Source organism: Stenotrophomonas sp. Ker107b (assembly GCF_053847245.1).
The window spans coordinates 57123-74978 of record NZ_JBSPHX010000002.1 but is presented as its reverse complement, the minus strand read 5'-3'; the positions used below and the strand labels follow the sequence as shown (position 1 = coordinate 74978).

The 17856-nt window shown below is 66.7% G+C and carries 15 protein-coding genes; 7 read left to right on the top strand and 8 right to left on the bottom strand.

The window, feature by feature from the left end; translation table 11 throughout:
• Positions 1–40 precede the first annotated feature (40 nt).
• Positions 41–1693, top strand: a complete 1653-nt coding sequence (locus ACWV8V_RS10330; RefSeq protein WP_455900121.1) for a M28 family metallopeptidase — start codon at positions 41–43, stop codon at positions 1691–1693.
• 19 nt (positions 1694–1712) lie between these two features.
• Here ACWV8V_RS10330 and ACWV8V_RS10325 read toward each other — a convergent pair whose 3' ends face one another.
• Together ACWV8V_RS10325 and ACWV8V_RS10320 are read right to left on the bottom strand one after the other, a co-directional pair.
• Positions 1713–2096, bottom strand: a complete 384-nt coding sequence (locus ACWV8V_RS10325; RefSeq protein WP_455899677.1) for a hypothetical protein — start codon at positions 2094–2096, stop codon at positions 1713–1715.
• Between the two features lie 40 nt (positions 2097–2136).
• Positions 2137–3471 carry an MFS transporter gene (locus ACWV8V_RS10320; RefSeq protein ID WP_123731145.1) on the bottom strand — a complete coding sequence of 445 codons (1335 nt, stop codon included), beginning with the start codon at positions 3469–3471 and terminating at the stop codon, positions 2137–2139.
• Between the two features lie 178 nt (positions 3472–3649).
• Between ACWV8V_RS10320 and yedA the strand changes: the two genes are divergently transcribed.
• A complete protein-coding gene (gene yedA, locus ACWV8V_RS10315; RefSeq protein ID WP_455899676.1) occupies positions 3650–4552 on the top strand; it encodes a drug/metabolite exporter YedA in 903 nt (300 codons plus the stop codon).
• Positions 4549–5469: an EamA family transporter RarD gene (gene rarD, locus ACWV8V_RS10310; protein ID WP_455899675.1), complete on the top strand. Its 921-nt coding sequence runs from the start codon at positions 4549–4551 to the stop codon at positions 5467–5469. Before yedA ends, rarD begins: the two co-directional genes overlap by 4 nt.
• 805 nt (positions 5470–6274) lie before the next feature.
• On the opposite strand, the gene ACWV8V_RS10305 is transcribed toward rarD, so the two are convergent.
• The 6 genes from ACWV8V_RS10305 to ACWV8V_RS10280 form a co-directional block, all read right to left on the bottom strand.
• A complete protein-coding gene (locus ACWV8V_RS10305; protein ID WP_455899674.1) occupies positions 6275–9097 on the bottom strand; it encodes a TonB-dependent receptor plug domain-containing protein in 2823 nt (940 codons plus the stop codon).
• A gap of 84 nt (positions 9098–9181) precedes the next feature.
• Positions 9182–9451 carry a hypothetical protein gene (locus tag ACWV8V_RS10300; protein WP_455899673.1) on the bottom strand — a complete coding sequence of 90 codons (270 nt, stop codon included), beginning with the start codon at positions 9449–9451 and terminating at the stop codon, positions 9182–9184.
• A gap of 88 nt (positions 9452–9539) precedes the next feature.
• On the bottom strand, positions 9540–10850 hold the full coding sequence (locus tag ACWV8V_RS10295) for an ABC transporter permease (protein ID WP_121044514.1): 1311 nt from the start codon (positions 10848–10850) through the stop codon (positions 9540–9542).
• Between the two features lie 10 nt (positions 10851–10860).
• Positions 10861–12021 carry an ABC transporter permease gene (locus ACWV8V_RS10290; protein ID WP_455899672.1) on the bottom strand — a complete coding sequence of 387 codons (1161 nt, stop codon included), beginning with the start codon at positions 12019–12021 and terminating at the stop codon, positions 10861–10863.
• A gap of 14 nt (positions 12022–12035) precedes the next feature.
• On the bottom strand, positions 12036–12725 hold the full coding sequence (locus tag ACWV8V_RS10285) for an ABC transporter ATP-binding protein (protein ID WP_102788867.1): 690 nt from the start codon (positions 12723–12725) through the stop codon (positions 12036–12038).
• Between the two features lie 166 nt (positions 12726–12891).
• Entirely contained in the window at positions 12892–14127 is a 1236-nt protein-coding gene (locus ACWV8V_RS10280; protein WP_455899671.1) for an efflux RND transporter periplasmic adaptor subunit, read from the bottom strand.
• Between the two features lie 204 nt (positions 14128–14331).
• Between ACWV8V_RS10280 and ACWV8V_RS10275 the strand changes: the two genes are divergently transcribed.
• The 4 genes from ACWV8V_RS10275 to ACWV8V_RS10260 are packed head-to-tail and all read left to right on the top strand — an operon-like array spanning position 14332 to position 17848.
• On the top strand, positions 14332–15231 hold the full coding sequence (locus ACWV8V_RS10275; protein ID WP_455899670.1) for an ABC transporter ATP-binding protein: 900 nt from the start codon (positions 14332–14334) through the stop codon (positions 15229–15231).
• Positions 15228–16007 (top strand): ABC transporter permease, encoded by a 780-nt coding sequence (locus ACWV8V_RS10270; protein ID WP_455899669.1) that lies wholly within the window; start codon positions 15228–15230, stop codon positions 16005–16007. The genes ACWV8V_RS10275 and ACWV8V_RS10270 overlap by 4 nt, the downstream gene beginning before the upstream one ends.
• A gap of 6 nt (positions 16008–16013) precedes the next feature.
• Positions 16014–17249, top strand: a complete 1236-nt coding sequence (locus ACWV8V_RS10265; RefSeq protein ID WP_455899668.1) for a sensor histidine kinase — start codon at positions 16014–16016, stop codon at positions 17247–17249.
• Entirely contained in the window at positions 17246–17848 is a 603-nt protein-coding gene (locus ACWV8V_RS10260) for a response regulator (RefSeq protein WP_455899667.1), read from the top strand. The genes ACWV8V_RS10265 and ACWV8V_RS10260 overlap by 4 nt, the downstream gene beginning before the upstream one ends.
• The last annotated feature ends 8 nt before the right edge of the window (positions 17849–17856 follow it).

Sequence of the window (17856 nt, the reverse complement as noted above, 5' to 3'; positions counted from 1 at the left end):
CGGTGTCCTGTTTTCCGTCCTGGTGTCTGCCGTGAATCCGATGCGCATGCTGCTGCTGTCGTCCTGCCTGTTCGTGGGCGGCCTGGCCCACGCCGCCAATGACCTGCCCGGCGGCGGCATCGACCCGCAGGCCCTGTCGCGGCACGTACGCATCCTCGCCTCGGACGAGTTCGAAGGCCGCGCCCCGGCCACGCCCGGCGAAGAGCGCACCGTCCAGTACCTGATCGAAGAATTCAAGACGTACGGCCTGCAGCCCGGCGGCGTTGACGGCGGCTGGGTGCAGCCGGTGCCGATGGTGCGTGCGCAGGTCGATGGTCCGGTGCGTGCGCAGCTGCGCCAGAAGGGCAAGCAGCGCGCCCTGGTCAATGGCGAGGACGTGACCCTGCAGAGCCTGCGTCCGCAGGATGCGGTGGCGATCAAGAACGCCCCGCTGGTGTTCGTGGGCTACGGCATCGATGCGCCCGAGCGCCACTGGAACGATTACAAGGACGTCGATCTGCACGGCAAGATCGCCGTGGTGCTGATCAACGACGCCGATTTCGAGGCCGACCAGCCGGGCGCGTTCGATGGCATGGCGGTGACCTACTACGGCCGCTGGACGTACAAATTCGAAGAAGCCGCGCGCCGTGGTGCGCAGGGCGTGCTGATCGTGCATGAGACCGCGCCGGCCGCGTACGGCTGGGCCACGGTGAAGAGCTCGGGCACCTCGCCGCTGTTCGATATCGAACGCACCCGCGAGCAGGCCTTGGCCCAGCACGTGCCGGTGCGCGGCTGGATGCAGCGCAGCCTGGCTGAGCAGCTGTTCCGCGACGCGGGCCTGGATTTCGAGGCCGAGAAGCGCCGCGCGATGACCCCGGCCTTCAAGCCAGTCGCGCTGGGCGATGCGCAGCTCTCGGTGGACTTCAAGCTCAAGCGCGAGCAGGTGATCACCCGCAACGTGGTGGCCAAGCTGCCGGGCGGCGCACACGCTGATGAAGCGGTGATCTTCTCCGCGCATTGGGATGCCTTTGGTATCGGCCAGCCCGATGCCAAGGGTGACCGCATCCGTCGCGGTGCGATCGACAACGCCACCGGCGTGGCCACCGTGCTCGAGCTGGGCCGTGTCTTCGCTGCCGGCCCGCAGCCGCAGCGCACCCTGTACTTCGTGGCGCTGACCGCCGAAGAGAAGGGCCTGCTCGGCGCCAGCTACTACGCCGCGCACCCGCTCGCCCCGCTGGACAAGACGGCTGCAGTGTTGAACATCGAGATGTTCAGCCCGGATGGCCCGACCCGTGATATCGCCTCGTGGGGCAAGGGCCGGGTCTCGCTGGAAGGCGACCTGGAGCGCGTGGCCAAGGCACGCGGCCGCACCTACTCGCCGGATCCGAATCTGGAAGCCGGCTTCTTCTACCGCGCCGACCACTTCGCCTTCGCCCGCCTCGGCGTGCCGGCAATCACCATCGGGCCGGGGCTGGACATGCGCGAGGGTGGGGTCGAGAAGGGCCGTGAACTGCGCGATGCGTATTTCGCCGCCTGCTACCACCAGGCCTGCGATGCCTGGACCCCGAACTGGGATCCGAGTGGCCATGCCGCCGACACCCTGCTGGTCTACGACCTGGGCGCGGAGCTGGCCAACAGCCGTCGCTGGCCGCAGTGGGAAGAAGGCTCCGAGTTCCGCGCCGAGCGCGAGAAGAGCGAATCGGCCCGCCGTTAAGGCGAGCCGTCGGCGGCGCTCAAGGCCGCCGCAACAGGCGCCAGGCGCCCCAGCCACTGGCCGCGAGCGCGGCCAGATAACAGGCGATCATCCAGCCGAACCGCGTCGGCTGGGTGTCGGCACTGGCGGCATGCCGGCCAAAACGCAGCTGCAGCGCGCTGTGACCGCTGCCGAGGTCGGCCGCCAGTTGCAGTGCCAGGGCGACCATTACCGCCAACAGCGCCAGACCGAAACCGATCCGCGGCCAGCGGGCCTGCGCCGATGGCCGACCCAGCAGCCACGCCACGGTCGTGCCGGCGGCGAGCAGGGCTGCCCCCCATAGCAATACAGCGCCCGCAGGGGCGCTGATTGCATGGGCAGAGCTGCTGGCCTGGGCAAACGCCGGGACCAGCACCGCGAGCATTCCCCCGCCCCGCGCGAGCGCGGGGCGGGCGGGGCAGCGCTTACTTGCGGGTGCCATCGAGCCAGTTCGGGCCCTTGTTGGTCAGGAAGAACATGTAGACCACCAGCGACACCGCGATGATCGCGGTGACGTATACCGCGAACAGGTTGACCTGGCCGGTCTTCAGCGCGCCCTGGTACAGCAGCGGCGCGGTACCACCGAACAGCGAGTTGGCCATCGCATAGCCGAAGCCCACGCCCAGTGCACGCACATGGGTCGGGAACAGCTCGGCTTTGACGACCGCGTTGATCGAGGTGTAGCCGGTCAGGATCACGAAGCCGATCCCCAGCACCAGGAAGGCCATGAACGGATCATGCTGGTTGGGCAGCTCGGTGATCAGGTACCAGCTGTACAGCACGCCGCCGATCCCGAAGAACACCAGCAGGCTCTTGCGCCCGACCATGTCCGACAGCCAGCCGCCGATCGGCTGCAGCACCATCAGGAAGGTCAGCACGCCGAGGTTGATGAGCGTGCCGGTCATGACGTCATTGCCCGCGAACGCGCTCTGGATCATCTTCGGCCCGTTCACCGAGTAGGTGTAGAACGCGACGGTGCCGCCCGCAGTGATCAGGAAGCACAGCAGCAGCGGACGCCACTGGTTGACGAACAGCTCACGCATCGAGCCGGAGGCCTTGGCACGGCCATCGCGTGCAGCTTCGATGGAATCGGACTGCAGCGATTCGTCCATGGTCCGGCGCAGCCAGAACACCACGATCGCACCGATGCCGCCGATGCCGAACGCCACGCGCCAGCCCCACGCGGAAATCTCCGGCTTGTCCCAGAAGGTCAGCATGCACAGCAGAGTCAGCTGTGCGAGCACATGGCCACCGACCAGGGTGACGTAATGGAACGAGGACAGGAAGCCGCGACGCCCGGGAATGGCGGCCTCGGACATGTACGTCGCGCTGGTGCCGTACTCGCCGCCGGTGGCGAAGCCCTGCAGCAGGCGCGCGAACAGCAGGATCACCGCCGCCCAGATGCCGATCTGCGACGCGGTCGGGGTGATCGCGATCAGGAACGAACAGGCGGCCATCATCGTGACCGACACCGTCAGGGCCAGGCGGCGGCCGTAGCGGTCGGCGAAGCGGCCGAAGTACCACGCCCCGATCGGGCGCATCAGGAAGGTGGCGGCAAAGATCGCCCACACGTACATGGTGGAGTTCTTGTCGGCGGCCGAGAAGAACTGGGATTCGAAGTAGACCGCGAAGACCGAGTAGACGTAGACGTCATACCACTCGACCAGATTGCCGGCCGAGCCTTTGAGGGTATTGGAGATGGAACGCCGCAGGGCGGCCCGGTCGGAAGGTGCCGCGGTGGCGGGGACGGATGTACTCATACAGGGTAGGGGGTCCTGGCGGGGAAGCGTTGATGGCTCTTGTTACCTTACCGCACGTCAAAAACGGGTGCGTGTCAGGCATCACGATGCGGCCTGATGAAAACAGCGTGCCACCTCAACGCGTGCCGCGCCATCGGCAACGGCCTAGAATTCCCCTTCCCCCGTACCGTGGTGGCCCATGGCCGTCCTACCGCACTCCCCGTCGGCCGCTCCCCGCAGCGGCCTGGTCGTCCTGGCGCTGCTGCTGGTGTACGTGGTCTGGGGGTCCACCTATCTCGGGATCCGGCTGGCGCTGGAAGGTGGCGCATTGCCGCTGACGATGGTCTCCGGGGGCCGCTTCATCATCGCCGGCACGCTGATGTACGCCGTGCTGCGCTGGCGTGGCTCGCCTGCCCCGACCAGGCGCCAGTGGCGCAACCTGGCGATCATGGGCCTGACCATGCTGGTGCTGGGCAACGGCATGGTGGTGCTGGCCGAGCGCACGGTGTCTTCCGGCCTGGCCGCCACGGCCGTGGCCTCGGTGCCGTTGTGGATGGCGCTGTTTGGCGCGATGCGCGGACAGAACGCCAGCCGCGGTGAGTGGCTGGGCATCGCGATCGGCTTCCTCGGCGTGGTCTGGCTCAACGCCGGCAGCAGCCTGACCGCCTCGCCGCAGGGCTTGATCCTGCTGCTGATCGCCCCGATCGGCTGGGCCTTCGGCTCGATCTGGGCGCGCGGCCTGGACCTGCCCAGCCCGTTCATGACCGCCGCCGGGCAGATGCTCTGCGGCGGCGTGATGCTGGTCGTGCTCGGCCTGCTCAGCGGCGAACGCCCGACCACCTGGCCCAGCATGAATGGGCTGCTGGCGGTGGCCTACCTGTGCGTGTTCGGCTCGATCGTCGCCTTCACCGCGTACGTGTGGCTGCTGCACAACGTGCGCCCGGCGCTGGTGGCCAGCTACGCCTACGTCAATCCCGTGATCGCGGTGATCCTGGGCGTGATCATCGGCAACGAGCATTTCGGCGGCCGTGACTTTCTCGCCATGGCCGTGATCCTGGCCGGCGTGGTGGTGCTGACCCTGGCCCGGACGCGCGCGAAGTGAGCCTGCCCGCCCAACACAGCCTGCAGGAACAGCGCCGCGGGTTCGCGATCACCGCCTTCACCTTCACCCTGTGGGGCCTGGTGCCGGTCTACTGGCACCTGCTCAAGGCCGTGCCGTCGCAGCAGATCATCGCCCACCGCATCATCTGGAGCACGGTGCTGGTGGTGGCCTGGCTGCTGCTGAGCAATGGCCTGGGCTGGTGGAAGGCCATCGCCGCGCAGCCGCGCGCGCTGCCGACGCTGGCGTTGAGCAGCGTGGCGATCGCGTTCAACTGGGGCCTGTACATCTGGGCGATCAACGCCGGGCATGTGATCGAGACGAGCCTCGGCTATTTCATCAATCCGCTGGTCAGCGTGGTACTCGGTGTGGTGGTGCTCAAAGAGCGCCTGCGCCGCCTGCAGTGGCTCGCGGTGGGCTGCGCGGCGCTCGGTGTGGCATGGCTGACCTTCGATGCCGGAACGCCGCCCTGGATCGCGCTGGGGCTGGCCTGTTCGTTCGGCCTGTACGGGCTGCTGCGCAAGATGATTTCGGTGGACCCGGTGGCGGGGCTCGGGATGGAGAGTCTGTATCTGTTCCTGCCGGCGATCGGGTTTGCGCTGTGGAGCGAGAACGGGCACGGCGGCGGGTTCTTCAGTGGCTGGGGCTGGCGCACCGATGCGTTGTTGATCTTCGGTGGTGCGGTGACGGCGTTGCCGTTGATCGGGTTTGCATACGGGGTGAAGCGGATTCCGCTGTCGCTGGTGGGGATTCTGCAGTACATCGCGCCGAGTATCGGGTTGTTGTTGGGCGTGTTCTTTTTCCGCGAGCCGTTCGATATGGCCAAGGCGGTGGGCTTCGCGGCGATCTGGACTGGGCTGCTGCTGTTCATCGGCGACGGGGTGTGGCGGTCGCGGGTGGGTGGTGCGTTGAAGCGCTGAAGGCTAAGAAGCTTGAAAGCTTGAAAGCTTGAAAGCTTGAAAGCTTGAAAGCTTGAGAGCTTGAGAGCGGGAGCGGGAGCCTTGGTTTGCCGGGCTGCTTGGCTGGGCGGGGTGTGGGTGGGTGCGCGGGACCCGCCGTGAACCCATCCATGGGGGCTCATATGCCGCCATCCATGGCGGCATATGGTCCCGCACACCCACCCACGCCCCGCCTCCGACAGTGGGCTGGTGGCCAAGGTCAACGCGACGGGCGGCTCGGCACTTCGGCGCCATTGCTGCTGCGCCAAGCGTATTGATCCGGTGGAAGCAACGACGGTCGAAGCGTGGACATGACAGAGCGCAGCCACGCACGTCGAGCGAACTGGCGCGGCGTCTGTGAGGCAGAGCAAAGCAACGCTGAGCCGATCAAGCTGGGCGGATCAACGCCGAGCAGATCAAGAGCCGAGTAGATCAAGAGCCGACGCCGCGGTGCCGCTTTTCCGTTGCGCACCAGCCCATTGTCAAAGGGTGGGCACGGGTGGGTTGGCGGGACCATATGCCGCCATGGATGGCGGCATATGAGCTTACATGGACGTACTTGCAGCGGGTCCCGACAACCCACCCGTGCCCGCCCAAGCCAGGGCGAGTCCAGCACTGAAGGCTCTTGCTCTGAAGGCCGTCGCTCTAAGCGCCGTTGCTCTAAGAGCCATTGCTCCAATAACGAAGATAAAAAAAAAGACGGCGCCCGAAGGCGCCGTCTTACTTCCACTCAGCGGCTTGGAGAGAGTAAGCCGCAGATCAGAAAAGGTTGATCAGGCGAACCCGATCAGAAACGCTGCTGATACTTCATGTACATATAGCGGCCGATATCGAACCCACCGTAGTACGTAAAACTGCTGTTCGGCTGGCTGTACATGATCGGACCCTGATGGTCGAACACATTGTTCACGCCCATCGACACCGTGCCATTCCACGGCAGCACATAACGCACCTGGATATCGTGGAACGTGTTCGAACCCACTTTGTTGATGCCCTGGCGGCCCGTGTACGCCGAACTGAAGCCCGGATTGCTGCACTCCGTCGTGTACGCACAGTTCTCCTTCATGCTGGAGTAGTAACGCGCCGTCCAGCCCAGACCGAAGTTGCCGAACTGATAGTCCAGATTGAGGTTCGAACGCACGCGGAAGTTGCCTTCCCAACCCGTGTACTGACGCACCGGGGTGGTGTCGACGTTGTCGTTCTTGCGCTCCAGATAATCCACGTACGTGGTGTTCCAGGAGACCGCGAACTTGCCGATCGCCAGTTCCGGCAGGCGGTAACGTACGGAGAGATCGTAGCCGGCCGTTTCCTGGTAGCCCGCGTTCAACAGCGTGCGGTCCAGACCGTTGACCTGACCGATCGTGCGGCCCGAACGGGCGCGCGTGAAGCGGTCGCACGCCGCGTCCACACCCAGCACGTAGCACTGGTTGAGCATGTCCGTGGCCGACTCACCGACGATCACGTCGTTGATGCGGATCTTCCACCAATCCAGGCTCAGGTCCAGGCCCGAGACGAACTCCGGGCTGTAGACCACGCCCACGGTCCAGGTCTTCGCGGTTTCCGGCTTCAGTTCCGGGTTGGAGCCCGAGCTGAAGTCCGTGCCGCCCTGCTGGCCCGGCACCGTCGCGGCAGTGCCGTCAGCGGCGAGCTGGCGGAAGTTGGCCGGAACACCGTTGGCCAGGCAGCGCGCCAGGACCTGCGGGTTGTTGGCGGCCGCGCCGAAGTTGGTGTCGCACGGATCGGTGTAGGAATCGCGCGTGCTGGTGGTGCCGCCGTACAGATCTTCCACGGTCGGTGCACGGAAGCCGGTGCCGTAGGTGGCGCGCACCAGCAGGCTGTCGATCGGCTTCCACTTCAGGCCGAACTTGGTGTTCGTGGTCGAGCCGAAGTTGTTGTAGTCCGAATAGCGACCGGCCATGTCCAGCGACAGTTCACGTGCGAAGGCCATGTCGGCCAGCAGCGGGACCTGCAGTTCCAGGTAGACCTCGTTGAGCGAGTAATCGCCCTGGGTCGGCTGGCCGGTGGTGCCGGCGATCTGGCCGTTGCGGACCATCAGGTCCGGCGAGTAGCTGGCTTCTTCACTGCGGTGCTCCACGCCCAGTGCACCCAGGATGTCACCGGCCGGCAGGCTGAACAGCGAGCCGGAGATGTTCGCGCTGGCCACCTTGGTGGTGCTCTGCATCGTGTCGGTGAAGCGGGTGAACAGGAAGTCCTGCACGTCCTGGTTGCTCAGCGAGCCCGGGCCGGTGTAGCCCATCGGGGCCAGCGGATTCCACGGGGTGCAGCCGGCGATCACGTTGCCGACGCTGCCGCAATGGGCGACGTTGTTGGCATCCAGGAACGACGGGCCGACCGACTGGTTCACGTTCGGCTGGAACATGCTGCCCGTGCCGATGCGCTCGCCTTCATTGCGGTTGTACATGTAGCTGACGTTCCAGTCCCAGTACCGCGAACCGGTCTCGAAGCTGCCTTCCAGGCCCAGGCTGGCGCGCTTGGTGGTCAGGTTGTTTTCGGTGCCGCGCGGCAGCTCTTCGGTGCGATGCGCGAAGGCAACGTCACGACCGAACGGATTGAACGCGCTGTCCTTGGACAGCAGCGCACGCGAACCGGTGCTCTGGTACGGATAGCCGGCCAGCTGCTTGCTGGACTCGCGCTCGCTGTACAGCGCATCGGCGACCAGACGCAGGTTGTCAGTGATCGAGAAGCCACCGTTTGCGAACACCGACTTGCGCTGCAGACCGGTGAGCAGGCTCATGTTGGTCTTGGTGTTGGCGTCGTTGGCCTTGTCCGCCGGCTTGAAATTGCCCAGCTGGGTCGGATCGCCGCCCGGGCCCACGCTGAGGTTGCTGCCGTTGACGGTCGCATAGCCCCACGGGGTGACGCCGCTCAGGCCGTCGCCGGTGTGGCGCGGGCCGTTCGGGTACGCGGTGAACGCACGCGTGCCGCCCAGGACCGGATCTTCGTCGGTGTACTCGCCACCCACGGTGACCCAGCCACGGTCGAAGGTCTTGCCGAAGGTCGCGCTGTAGGCGGTCTTCTGGCCGTCGCCCTCGCTGTACTGGCCGACGTAGGCGCTGACTTCGGCACCGTCGAAGTTCTTGCGGGTGATGATGTTGACCACGCCGGCGATGGCGTCCGAGCCGTACAGGGCCGAGGCGCCGTCGGTCAGCACTTCCACGCGCTCCACGATCGAGGACGGGATCGAGGCCAGATCGGAGTAACCGCCGGCGCTGACGCCCATGCGGCGGCCGTCGATCAGCACCAGGCTGCGTTCCGGGCCCAGGTTGCGCAGGCTCACGTACATGCCGCCGAAGTCGCGACCCGATTCCAGCGAGGAGGCACGGCTCATGCTCGGCGAACCGGCGGCGGTGACGTCCTGCAGGATGTCGGCGACGTTGACGTAGCCCTTCTTCTCGATCTCGGCGCGGTTCAGCGCGACGACCGGCTGGGCCGATTCGACGCTGGCCTGGCGGATGCGCGAGCCGGTGATCTCGATGCGATCGAGGTTGGTGGTGCCGTCATCGGCACTCTGTGCGAAGGCGGGGGCACTGCAGCTGGCGACAAGCGCGATGGCAATCGCGTTGCGCAGCGGATTGGTCTTCAAATACATCCGTGCGTTTCTCTTTCTCTGTAAAAACATTCGCCCGTTCGGGCGGCGTGGGGAACAACACACCACGACGTGGGGGGCGGGAGTCTAATGACTTTTCAAAATTTTTACTTTCATTTGAAAGCGTAAAAAGCGCTGTAAATGAACGATGGCTGACAAAATCACGCATTCAGACGAAACCTTTTTCACTTCGTCATGCCGCGCACGAAAAAACGTCGCGCTGTGTTGGGCAGAGGCACCGATAGCGGCGAGGCGCGCGGCAACTTGAGCGCGTGCGGGATCGTGTCGCAGCGTGCGTACAGCCGCGCCTTTACGTGCGCGCGCTACACCTAAACGCGCAGTGAATGCGGCACGCAAAAAAAGAACCGCACTCTTGCGAGTGCGGCGCCGGAGTTGCTATGTCGCGTGCGCGATCACGCGCACGCGCGTTGTTCAAACGTCTCGCTCAGGTCTCACGCAACGCCGTGGTGATCGGCAGCCGCGCCGCGCGCAGCGCCGGGAACAGACCACCGACCAGGCCGATGCCCAAGGCCCACTTCAAGCCCGTCCACAGCAGCTGCGGCGAGACCTGGAACTGGAACACCACCTGGCTGAAATTGTTGCCCAGCGTGGAGACGGTGTAGTTGTTGAACACCAGCCACGCCACCAGCCCACCGAGCAGGCCGCCGAGCAGGGCCAGCAGCATCGTCTCCAGCATCACCGCGGTCACCACCGGCACGCCGCGGAAGCCGATCGCCCGCATCGTCGCGATCTCGCGGGCACGTGTGGCCACCGCCGCATACATGGTGTTGAGTGCACCGAACACCGCGCCGATTGCCATGATCGCGCCGATCACCGTGCCCAGGATGCTGATCAGCTTGCTCAGGCCGCCGGACTGCTTGCGGTAGTAGTCGCGGGTGGTCTCCACATCCAGCTTCAGGCGCGGGTCGGCCTCCATGGCGTCCTTGAACTGCTTGAAGCCCGCCGCCCCTTCGGTGCGCACGTTGACCGACTGATACGCACTGCGGTTGTAGGTGGTGGACAACGTCTGCGTGTCCGACCACAGCTCCGACTCATGCACATCGTTGGAGGCGAACACGCCCACCACCGTCCATTCCTGCTTGCCCAGCTGCAGGGTCTTGCCGATCTCCAGGCCCTCGAACTGCGCCTGGGCGCCCTTGCCGACCACGATCTCGCGCAGGCCCGGTTTGAACCTGCGGCCGGCGATGATGCGCACGTTGTCGCGCACGGCCCACGCCTGCTCGCCGACGCCGCGGAACTGCACGTTGGTATCGCTGTGGTCGCTGCGCGAGAGCAGGCTGATCACCTGCGACAGCTCGGCGGAGATCAGCGGCTTGCCGTCGCTGCCGCGGGCCACGCCGGGCAGGTTCTCGATCAGCGGGACCTGGTCGCGCATGATCACCGAGTTGGTTTCCGCCTGCGAGCCGCCGCGCAGCACGATCGCCACGTCATCGCTGCCGCTGCGCTCCAGGGTGGCCTTGAAGCCATCGCCCATGGCCAGCATCGCCACCAGCACCCCGACCACGCCGGCGATGCCGACCACGATCACCGAGGACGCACCCCAGCGCTGCGGCAGGCTGGCAATGCCGATCCGTGCGGCTGCCAGCGACAGCCGGCCACTGCGGGTAAGCACCAGCCACGCGGCCAGCAGCACGGCGATCGCCAGCACCATCCACCACGGCAGCACGATCCACACCACCAGGGCGACCAGCAGCGCCACCACAGTCAATACGTTCCACATCCAGTGCGTTTTCATGGTGGTCTCCTCAGCGCCCGGCCAGTGCATCGACGATCTTCAACCGCTGCGCGCGCAATGCCGGCAGCAGGCCCACCACGATCCCGATCACCGCCATCAGGCACAGCGCCACCACCCACGTCTGCGCCGGTACGCCGGGCAGGCTGATCATGCCCTGGCTGCTGGCGCTGATCACCGGCATCACGACCGAGGCCAGGCCCATGCCGATCAGCCCGCCGAGCACGATCAGCAGCACCGACTCGACCATCACCAGCACCAGCACGGTGCCGTCCTTGAAGCCCAGTGTCTTGAGGATCGCCAGCTCCGGGATGCGCTCGCGCACGGCCTGGGCCATGGTGTTGCCGGTCAGCAGCACCAGAGTGAAGAACACCGCGGCCATGATGCCGGTGACGATCAGGCCGATATCGGCGAACTGCTTGGCGAAGGCCTGTGAGAACGACGCCTCGGTCTGCGACTTGGTTTCGTGATCGGAGTTCAGCGACAGCGCATCGATCGCCTGGGCCACGCGCGAGGCGTGCGCGGGGTTCTCCAGCTGCACGGTGTAGAAGCTGACCTGGTTCTTGATGTAGTCGTTGGATTCGTCGAAGTAGCTCCAGTGCAGCAGCAGCTGATTCTCCGCACCGGCGTTGTTGCGGTCCTTGGCCCGGTAGATGCCGCTCAGTTCCAGCGGCCAGTCGTTGCTGCCCTTGCGCGGGAAGATCGTGGCCTGCATCGGAATGGTGTCGCCCACCTTCCAGCCGAAACGCTTGGCCAGGGCTTCACCGACCAGTGCACCGGTGCGGTTGTTCTTGAATGCCTCGGCCTGCTCGGGCGGCAGCTCGAACTCGGGGTACAGGTCCATGTAGTTGTCCGAGACCGAGAAGCTCGGGAAGAAGTTCTTCTGGTCCTGGTAGATGCCGCCGAACCACATGGCGTAGTTGACCTTGCGCACGCCCGGGGTGGCTTCGATGTCGCGCAGCAGCCGCAGCGGCAGGCTCTGGGTGATCGAGAGCTTGGAGGAGACCACCAGCCGCTTGGCGCCTTCGATGGTGTCACCGCCGGAGTTGAACGCCACCCGGACCGAATCGAGCATGCCGAACAGCAGGAAGGCCGCCACCACCGACAACAACGTCAGCAGGGTGCGGGTCTTGCTGCGGAACAGCTGTGCCCAGACCAGCGAGAAGTATTTCATCGCCGCATCCTCCGTCAGTGGGCCGCTGGCGCGTCGGCCAGTTCGCCCTTGTCCAGGTGCACCGTGTGCGTGGCGTACTCGGCGGCCTTGGGATCATGGGTGACCATGATGATGGTCTTGCCGTGTTCGCGGTTGAGCTGCTGCAGCAGCCCCAGGATCTCCTCGGCGGATTGGCGGTCCAGATCGCCGGTCGGCTCATCGCAGATCAGGAAGGTCGGGTCGGAGACGATCGCACGGGCGATCGCCACGCGCTGCTGCTGGCCACCGGAGAGTTCATTCGGGCGGTGGCTGCGGCGGTCGGCCAGGCCGACCAGGGTCAGTGCGATCTCCGCGTTGCGCTTGCGCTGCGCTGCGCCCAGGTGGGTGAGCAGCAGCGGCAGCTCCACGTTCTTCTGGGCGGTCAGCATCGGCATCAGGTTGTAGAACTGGAACACGAAGCCGACGTGGTGGCTGCGCCAGGTCGAGAGCTGGCCGCCGCTCATGCGATCGATGCGCTCGCCTTCGATCTCGATCTCGCCGGCGGTGGGCGTATCCAACCCGCCGATCAGATTCAGCAGGGTCGTCTTGCCCGAGCCGGACGGACCCATCAACGCGACGAAATCGCCGGCCTGGATGTCCAGGTCGATGCCGTGAAGCACCTGCACTTTCTCGGGGCCGCGCTGGTAGGTCTTGGTGATGTTGCGGAGCGAAACCAGGGTGGACATGGGTGGTTCTCCGTGGATCGGGAAGAAAGGGCGTACGGCGCGCCCGGGCGAAGGCCGCCGGGTTCCGCAGTGACGGGCAGCCGCCACCGTGCGCGCCGTGACGGCACGAGGGAATCGCACTTGCCGCGAGCGTGAGAGCGGCTCGCGTGACGCAGCCGGTGGCCGGTCAGGGGGTTTCGGTGACCTTGTTGCCGTCGCGCAGCTCGGCCGGTGGTGTGGTCACCACGACCTCGCCGGCGCTCAGGCCTTGGGTGACCTGGCGGTCGTTGTTGAGCGTGGTGCCCACGGTGATCGCGCGCTGTTCCACCCGCGCATCGTCCTTGACCACGAAGGCGACGGTCTTCTGCCCGCGCTCCACGATCGCCGACGCCGGTACGCGTACGCCCTGCGGTTTGGCGGCTTCGGCAGGCGGGGCACTTTCCAGGAAGCTGACCCGCACGCCCATCTCGGGAACGATGCGCGGGTCCTTGATCTTCAGTGCCACGCGCACTTTCACGGTGGCCTTGCCGCGGTCGGCGGTGGGGATGATCGCGATCACTTCGGCCGGAATCTTCCAGTCCGGGTAGGCATTGAGGGTGGCTTCGACCGGCATCTTCGGCTGCACGCGGCCGATGAAGGATTCGCCGACCTCGACTTCGATCTCCAGCGAATCCATGTCCACGATGGTGCCGATGCCGGTCCGGGTGAAACCGCCGCCCGCCGACAGCGGGGAGACGATTTCGCCCGGCTGCGCGGCCTTGGCGGTGACCACGCCGGAGAACGGCGCGCGCACGATGTTGTTGTCCACGCCGAGGTCGGCGATCGCCAGCGAATCGCTGGCCACGGTGGTGTTGCGTTGGGCGGTTCTGAGCTGGGCGCGGAGGTTGTCGCGCTGTGCGATGGCCAGGTCGTACTGCGAGCGCGAGACCAGCTGCTGGCCGACCAGTGCCTGCAGGCGACCGGCTTCGGCATCGGCCTGGGCCACCTGTGCCTGCAGACCGGCCAGCTGGCTGCGCGCGGCCTCGAGCTGCGAGGCGGAGAGGCTGCGCTGGGCGTTGGCGTCGATCGGGTCGAGTGTGGCCATCACCTGGCCCTCTTCCACGCGCATGCCTTCCTCGATCATCACCTCCCGGACCTTGCCGGTGATCTTGGCCGAGACGGTGGCCATGCGCCGGGCGACCACGTAGCCGCTGGCGTCGAGCACCGAGCTGCTGGCGCCGCCCTGCTGGATCGCCACCACGGGCGCGGTGGTCACGGCGATCGGGCGCTCGCGGCCGAGCACGAACCAGGCCAGGCCGGCCAACACAATGAGAAGGACGATCGCCAGCACGATCCAGCGGCCACGTCGCGAGGGCGACGGGGGCGGCGAACCGGCCTTGCGGTCGATGCGGAGTTCCTTGAGCAGTTCAGCGGATGCGTTCATCGTGAGTCTGGACGGGGAATCGGGCCGAGTGTGACCGCATCGGCGGCCGGGGGGCAAACCGGCACGGTGCCGGGGTGGCCCACAGCATGCCCGGCAGCGTGGCGCTGCGGCAGTGACAGCTGTCACCTGCATGGGCTGACGACGGCCACTGGGGCGGCCGCGGCCAGCGGCAGAAGCTGTGGCTGTCCTCTCCGGGAATCCGTCATGACCGAACCCACCGCCTCGCCCCTGGCCAGTCTGCACAACGTCCAGGTCCACTACGGTGATGTTGCCGCCCTGCAGGGCGTGAGTTTCTCGCTGCACCGCGGTGAAGTGCTGGCCCTGCTCGGCCGTAATGGTGCCGGCAAGAGCACGGCCATTTCGCTGCTGCTGGGCCTGCGCCGGGCCGATGCGGGCCGGGTCGAACTGCTTGGCGGCGACCCGCAGGACCGCAACCGTCGCGGCGGTATCGGGGTGATGCTGCAGGCCACCGCGTTGCCACCGGTGCTGCAGGTACGGGAGCTGATCGATCTGGCGCGCACCTGCTATGTCGATCCGCGCTCGCTCGAGGACTGTCTTGCCCTGGCCGGCCTGACCGATCTGGCGCGTCGCCGCTATGGCCAGCTGTCCGGCGGCCAGCAGCGCCGCGTGCAGTTCGCCATCGCGGTCTGCGGGCGGCCGCAGTTGCTGTTCCTCGATGAGCCGACCACCGGCCTGGACATCCAGGCACGGCAGCAGCTCTGGCAGGCGATCCGGCAGCTGGCGGCCGAGGGTTGCGGTGTGCTGCTGACCACGCATTACCTGGAAGAAGCCGAAGCGCTGGCCCAGCGCGTGGTGGTCATCGAACAGGGCCGCGTGGTGGCCGATGGTCCACTGGCGCAGTTCCGCCAGCAGTTGGCACCGCGCCGCATCCGCTGCCGCAGTGCACTGGATGTGGAGACGCTGAAGACCTGGCCGGGCGTGCGCGAGGTGGTCCGCGATGGACTGCGCCTGCAGCTGCTGGCCGAACCGGCCGAGCCGGTGGTCGCGCGCCTGCTGGCCGAAGATCCGCAGCTGCAGGAACTGGAAGTGCATGGCGGCGGCCTGGCCGACGCCTTCGTTGAACTGACCCGGGAGGCCGCATGAATACCGTGACTGAAACCGTATCCGCCACGCCCGCCCCGCCCGCCCGCGCGCCCGCCTGGCCGATCTACCGCGCCGAGATCGCGTGCGAGCTACGCCGTGCCTGGCGCTACCCGGGTTTCGTGCTGCCGTCGCTGCTGTTCCCGGTGTTGTTCTATTCCCTGTTCGGTGTGCTGCTCGGCCGTGGCCAGGCCTCGATCTATCTGCTCGCCACCTACTGCGTGTTCGGTGCGATGGCGCCAGCGCTGTTCGGCTTCGGCGTGCAGTTGGCGCTGGATCGCGAGGGCGGCCTGCTCACGCTCAAGCGCGCGTTGCCCATGCCGCCGATGGCTCCCTTGCTCGCGCGCCTGTTGATGGCCGTCCTGTTCGCGGTGCTGGTGGCGATGCTGCTGATCGCGGTGGCGACTGGCGCGGGTGTGGCCGTCACTCCGAGCGCTGCACTTCATCTACTGGCGGTGGCGGCGTTCGCGGCGCTGCCGCTGGGCGCGATCGGCCTGTTGATCGGCAGCCATGTCAGCGCCAACGCGGCGCCAGCGGTGGTCAACCTGGTCTATCTGCCGTTGGCGTTGTTGTCCGGGCTGTGGCTGCCGCTGTCGATGTTGCCACCGCTGTTCAGCGCCATGGCGCCGCTGTGGCCGACCTGGCATCTGGCCCAGCTGGCGTTGCCGGCGGTCGGTCAGCCGGCGCAGGGCAGTGCCTGGGTGCATGTGGCCGTGCTGCTCTGCATTACCGTCATGGCGCTTGGGCTGGCACGGCGCCGCCTGCGGCGGATCGGCTGAAGTGGCATGATCGCGCCTGTTCGTTCTGCCTTGGAATCGTCCGTGTCCTCCAGTCGGCTCGCCTCCCTGTTGCGCCCTGCGCCGGATTCGGCCGTGGCCGAGAACCTGCGGCGCGGCAGATCGCCTTGGGTGGACGCGATCCACCTGCTGTGGACGCTGTGGGTGTTCCTGACGCCATTGTTCGGCGGTGGTTACACGTGGCGCTGGGCGGCGCTGACCTTGCTGACCTACCCGGTGTTCCTGGTCCTGTACGCCGGTGTGCTGCTCGCACCGCGTTGCCACGCACCGCGCTATGCGCTGTCGATGGTGGTGCTGGGGCTGGTGCCGCTGGCGTGGTACCCCTCGGCGGTGAGCTACTTCATTTTCGGCTGTGTCACCCTGCGCGTCTCGCGCCGCAGTGGCTACGGGCGCTATCTGCTGCAGCTGGTGGGCTTGAACGCGTTGTTCGTGGTGGTGGGTCTGTTCGCCCACTATCCGTGGCAGGCACTGATCTGGATCCCGAGCATGGCGATGATCATCAGCCTGGTGGTCAATTTCGAAACCGCGAGCCATGAACACGATGCAGCGCTGCAGCTGTCCCAGGATGAAGTGCGTCGGCTGGCGGCGACGGCCGAACGCGAGCGCATCGGCCGCGATCTGCACGATCTGCTGGGGCATACGCTGTCCTTGATCACCTTGAAGCTGGAGCTCTCGCGCAAGCTGGCCGACCGCGATCCAGCCGGCTCGCGCCGCGAAGTGGACGAGGCTGAAACGATCGCGCGGCAGGCGCTGGCCGAAGTGCGCAGTGCGGTGACCGGTATCCGCGCCAGCGATCTGGCGGCCGAACTGGCTTCGGCCCGGTTGCTGCTGGAGTACCAGCATGTGCATCTGCACTACGCGCCGCCGCCGCCGATGCCGGTCGATACCGAGCGTGCGCTGTCGCTGGTGCTGCGCGAGGCGGTGACCAATATCGCCCGCCATGCACAGGCGCGGCAGGCGTGGATCACCTTCGAACAGGACGGACGCAGTCTGATGATGCAGATCCGCGATGATGGACGCGGCGGTGCCCATGTTGATGGCAACGGCCTGACCGGGATGCGCGAACGCGTCGCTGCACTGCGTGGCACCCTGGCGCTGCAGTCGGCAAAAGGGGAGGGTACGAGCGTGACGGTGCGGGTCACCTTGCCGGCCGCGACCACCACCGTGGTGGCGCCGGTGGAGGTGCCCACAGCGCCGTCGCTGCCTGCCGGGGGCGCGCCATGATCCGCATCGTGCTCGCCGAAGACCAGGCGATGGTGCGTGGCGCCTTGTCAGCACTGCTCGGGCTGGAACCAGACATCGAGGTGCTGGGCAGTGCGGCCGATGGCGAGGCTGCGTGGCGGATGCTGCAGCAGCTGCAGCCGCACATCCTGGTGACCGATATCGAAATGCCCGGCCTGTCCGGGCTGGAACTGGCGCAGCGGATCGCCCGCCAGGGGCTGCCGATCAAGGTGGTGATCGTCACCACCTTCGCGCGCTCGGGTTTCCTGCGCCGCGCGCTGGATGCCGGCGTCTGCGGCTACCTGCTCAAAGACGCCCCGGCCGAACGCCTGGCCGATGCGCTGCGCCAGGTACAGCACGGCGGCCGCGCGATTGATCCGCAGCTGGCGCTGGATGCGTGGTCGCAGGCCGATCCGCTCAACGACCGCGAGCGTCAGGTGCTGCGTCTGTCAGGCGACGGCCGCTCTGCCAGCGAGATCGCCACGCAGTTGGGGCTGTCGCACGGTACGGTGCGCAACTACCTGTCCGAATGCATCGGCAAGCTCGGCGTGGCCAACCGCATCGAGGCGTATCGGCTGGCGCGGCAGAAGGGCTGGTTGTAACGCGGTCG

Excerpts from the sequence above, each read along its gene's own strand:
- ACWV8V_RS10330 (WP_455900121.1), top strand. The coding sequence starts at position 41 with ATGCGCATGCTGCTGCTGTCGTCCTGCCTGTTCGTGGGCGGCCTGGCC.
- ACWV8V_RS10325 (WP_455899677.1), bottom strand. The coding sequence starts at position 2,096 with ATGCTCGCGGTGCTGGTCCCGGCGTTTGCCCAGGCCAGCAGCTCTGCC.
- ACWV8V_RS10320 (WP_123731145.1), bottom strand. The coding sequence starts at position 3,471 with ATGAGTACATCCGTCCCCGCCACCGCGGCACCTTCCGACCGGGCCGCC.
- yedA (WP_455899676.1), top strand. The coding sequence starts at position 3,650 with ATGGCCGTCCTACCGCACTCCCCGTCGGCCGCTCCCCGCAGCGGCCTG.
- ACWV8V_RS10305 (WP_455899674.1), bottom strand. The coding sequence starts at position 9,097 with ATGTATTTGAAGACCAATCCGCTGCGCAACGCGATTGCCATCGCGCTT.
- ACWV8V_RS10295 (WP_121044514.1), bottom strand. The coding sequence starts at position 10,850 with ATGAAAACGCACTGGATGTGGAACGTATTGACTGTGGTGGCGCTGCTG.
- ACWV8V_RS10290 (WP_455899672.1), bottom strand. The coding sequence starts at position 12,021 with ATGAAATACTTCTCGCTGGTCTGGGCACAGCTGTTCCGCAGCAAGACC.
- ACWV8V_RS10285 (WP_102788867.1), bottom strand. The coding sequence starts at position 12,725 with ATGTCCACCCTGGTTTCGCTCCGCAACATCACCAAGACCTACCAGCGC.
- ACWV8V_RS10280 (WP_455899671.1), bottom strand. The coding sequence starts at position 14,127 with ATGAACGCATCCGCTGAACTGCTCAAGGAACTCCGCATCGACCGCAAG.
- ACWV8V_RS10275 (WP_455899670.1), top strand. The coding sequence starts at position 14,332 with ATGACCGAACCCACCGCCTCGCCCCTGGCCAGTCTGCACAACGTCCAG.
- ACWV8V_RS10270 (WP_455899669.1), top strand. The coding sequence starts at position 15,228 with ATGAATACCGTGACTGAAACCGTATCCGCCACGCCCGCCCCGCCCGCC.
- ACWV8V_RS10265 (WP_455899668.1), top strand. The coding sequence starts at position 16,014 with ATGATCGCGCCTGTTCGTTCTGCCTTGGAATCGTCCGTGTCCTCCAGT.
- ACWV8V_RS10260 (WP_455899667.1), top strand. The coding sequence starts at position 17,246 with ATGATCCGCATCGTGCTCGCCGAAGACCAGGCGATGGTGCGTGGCGCC.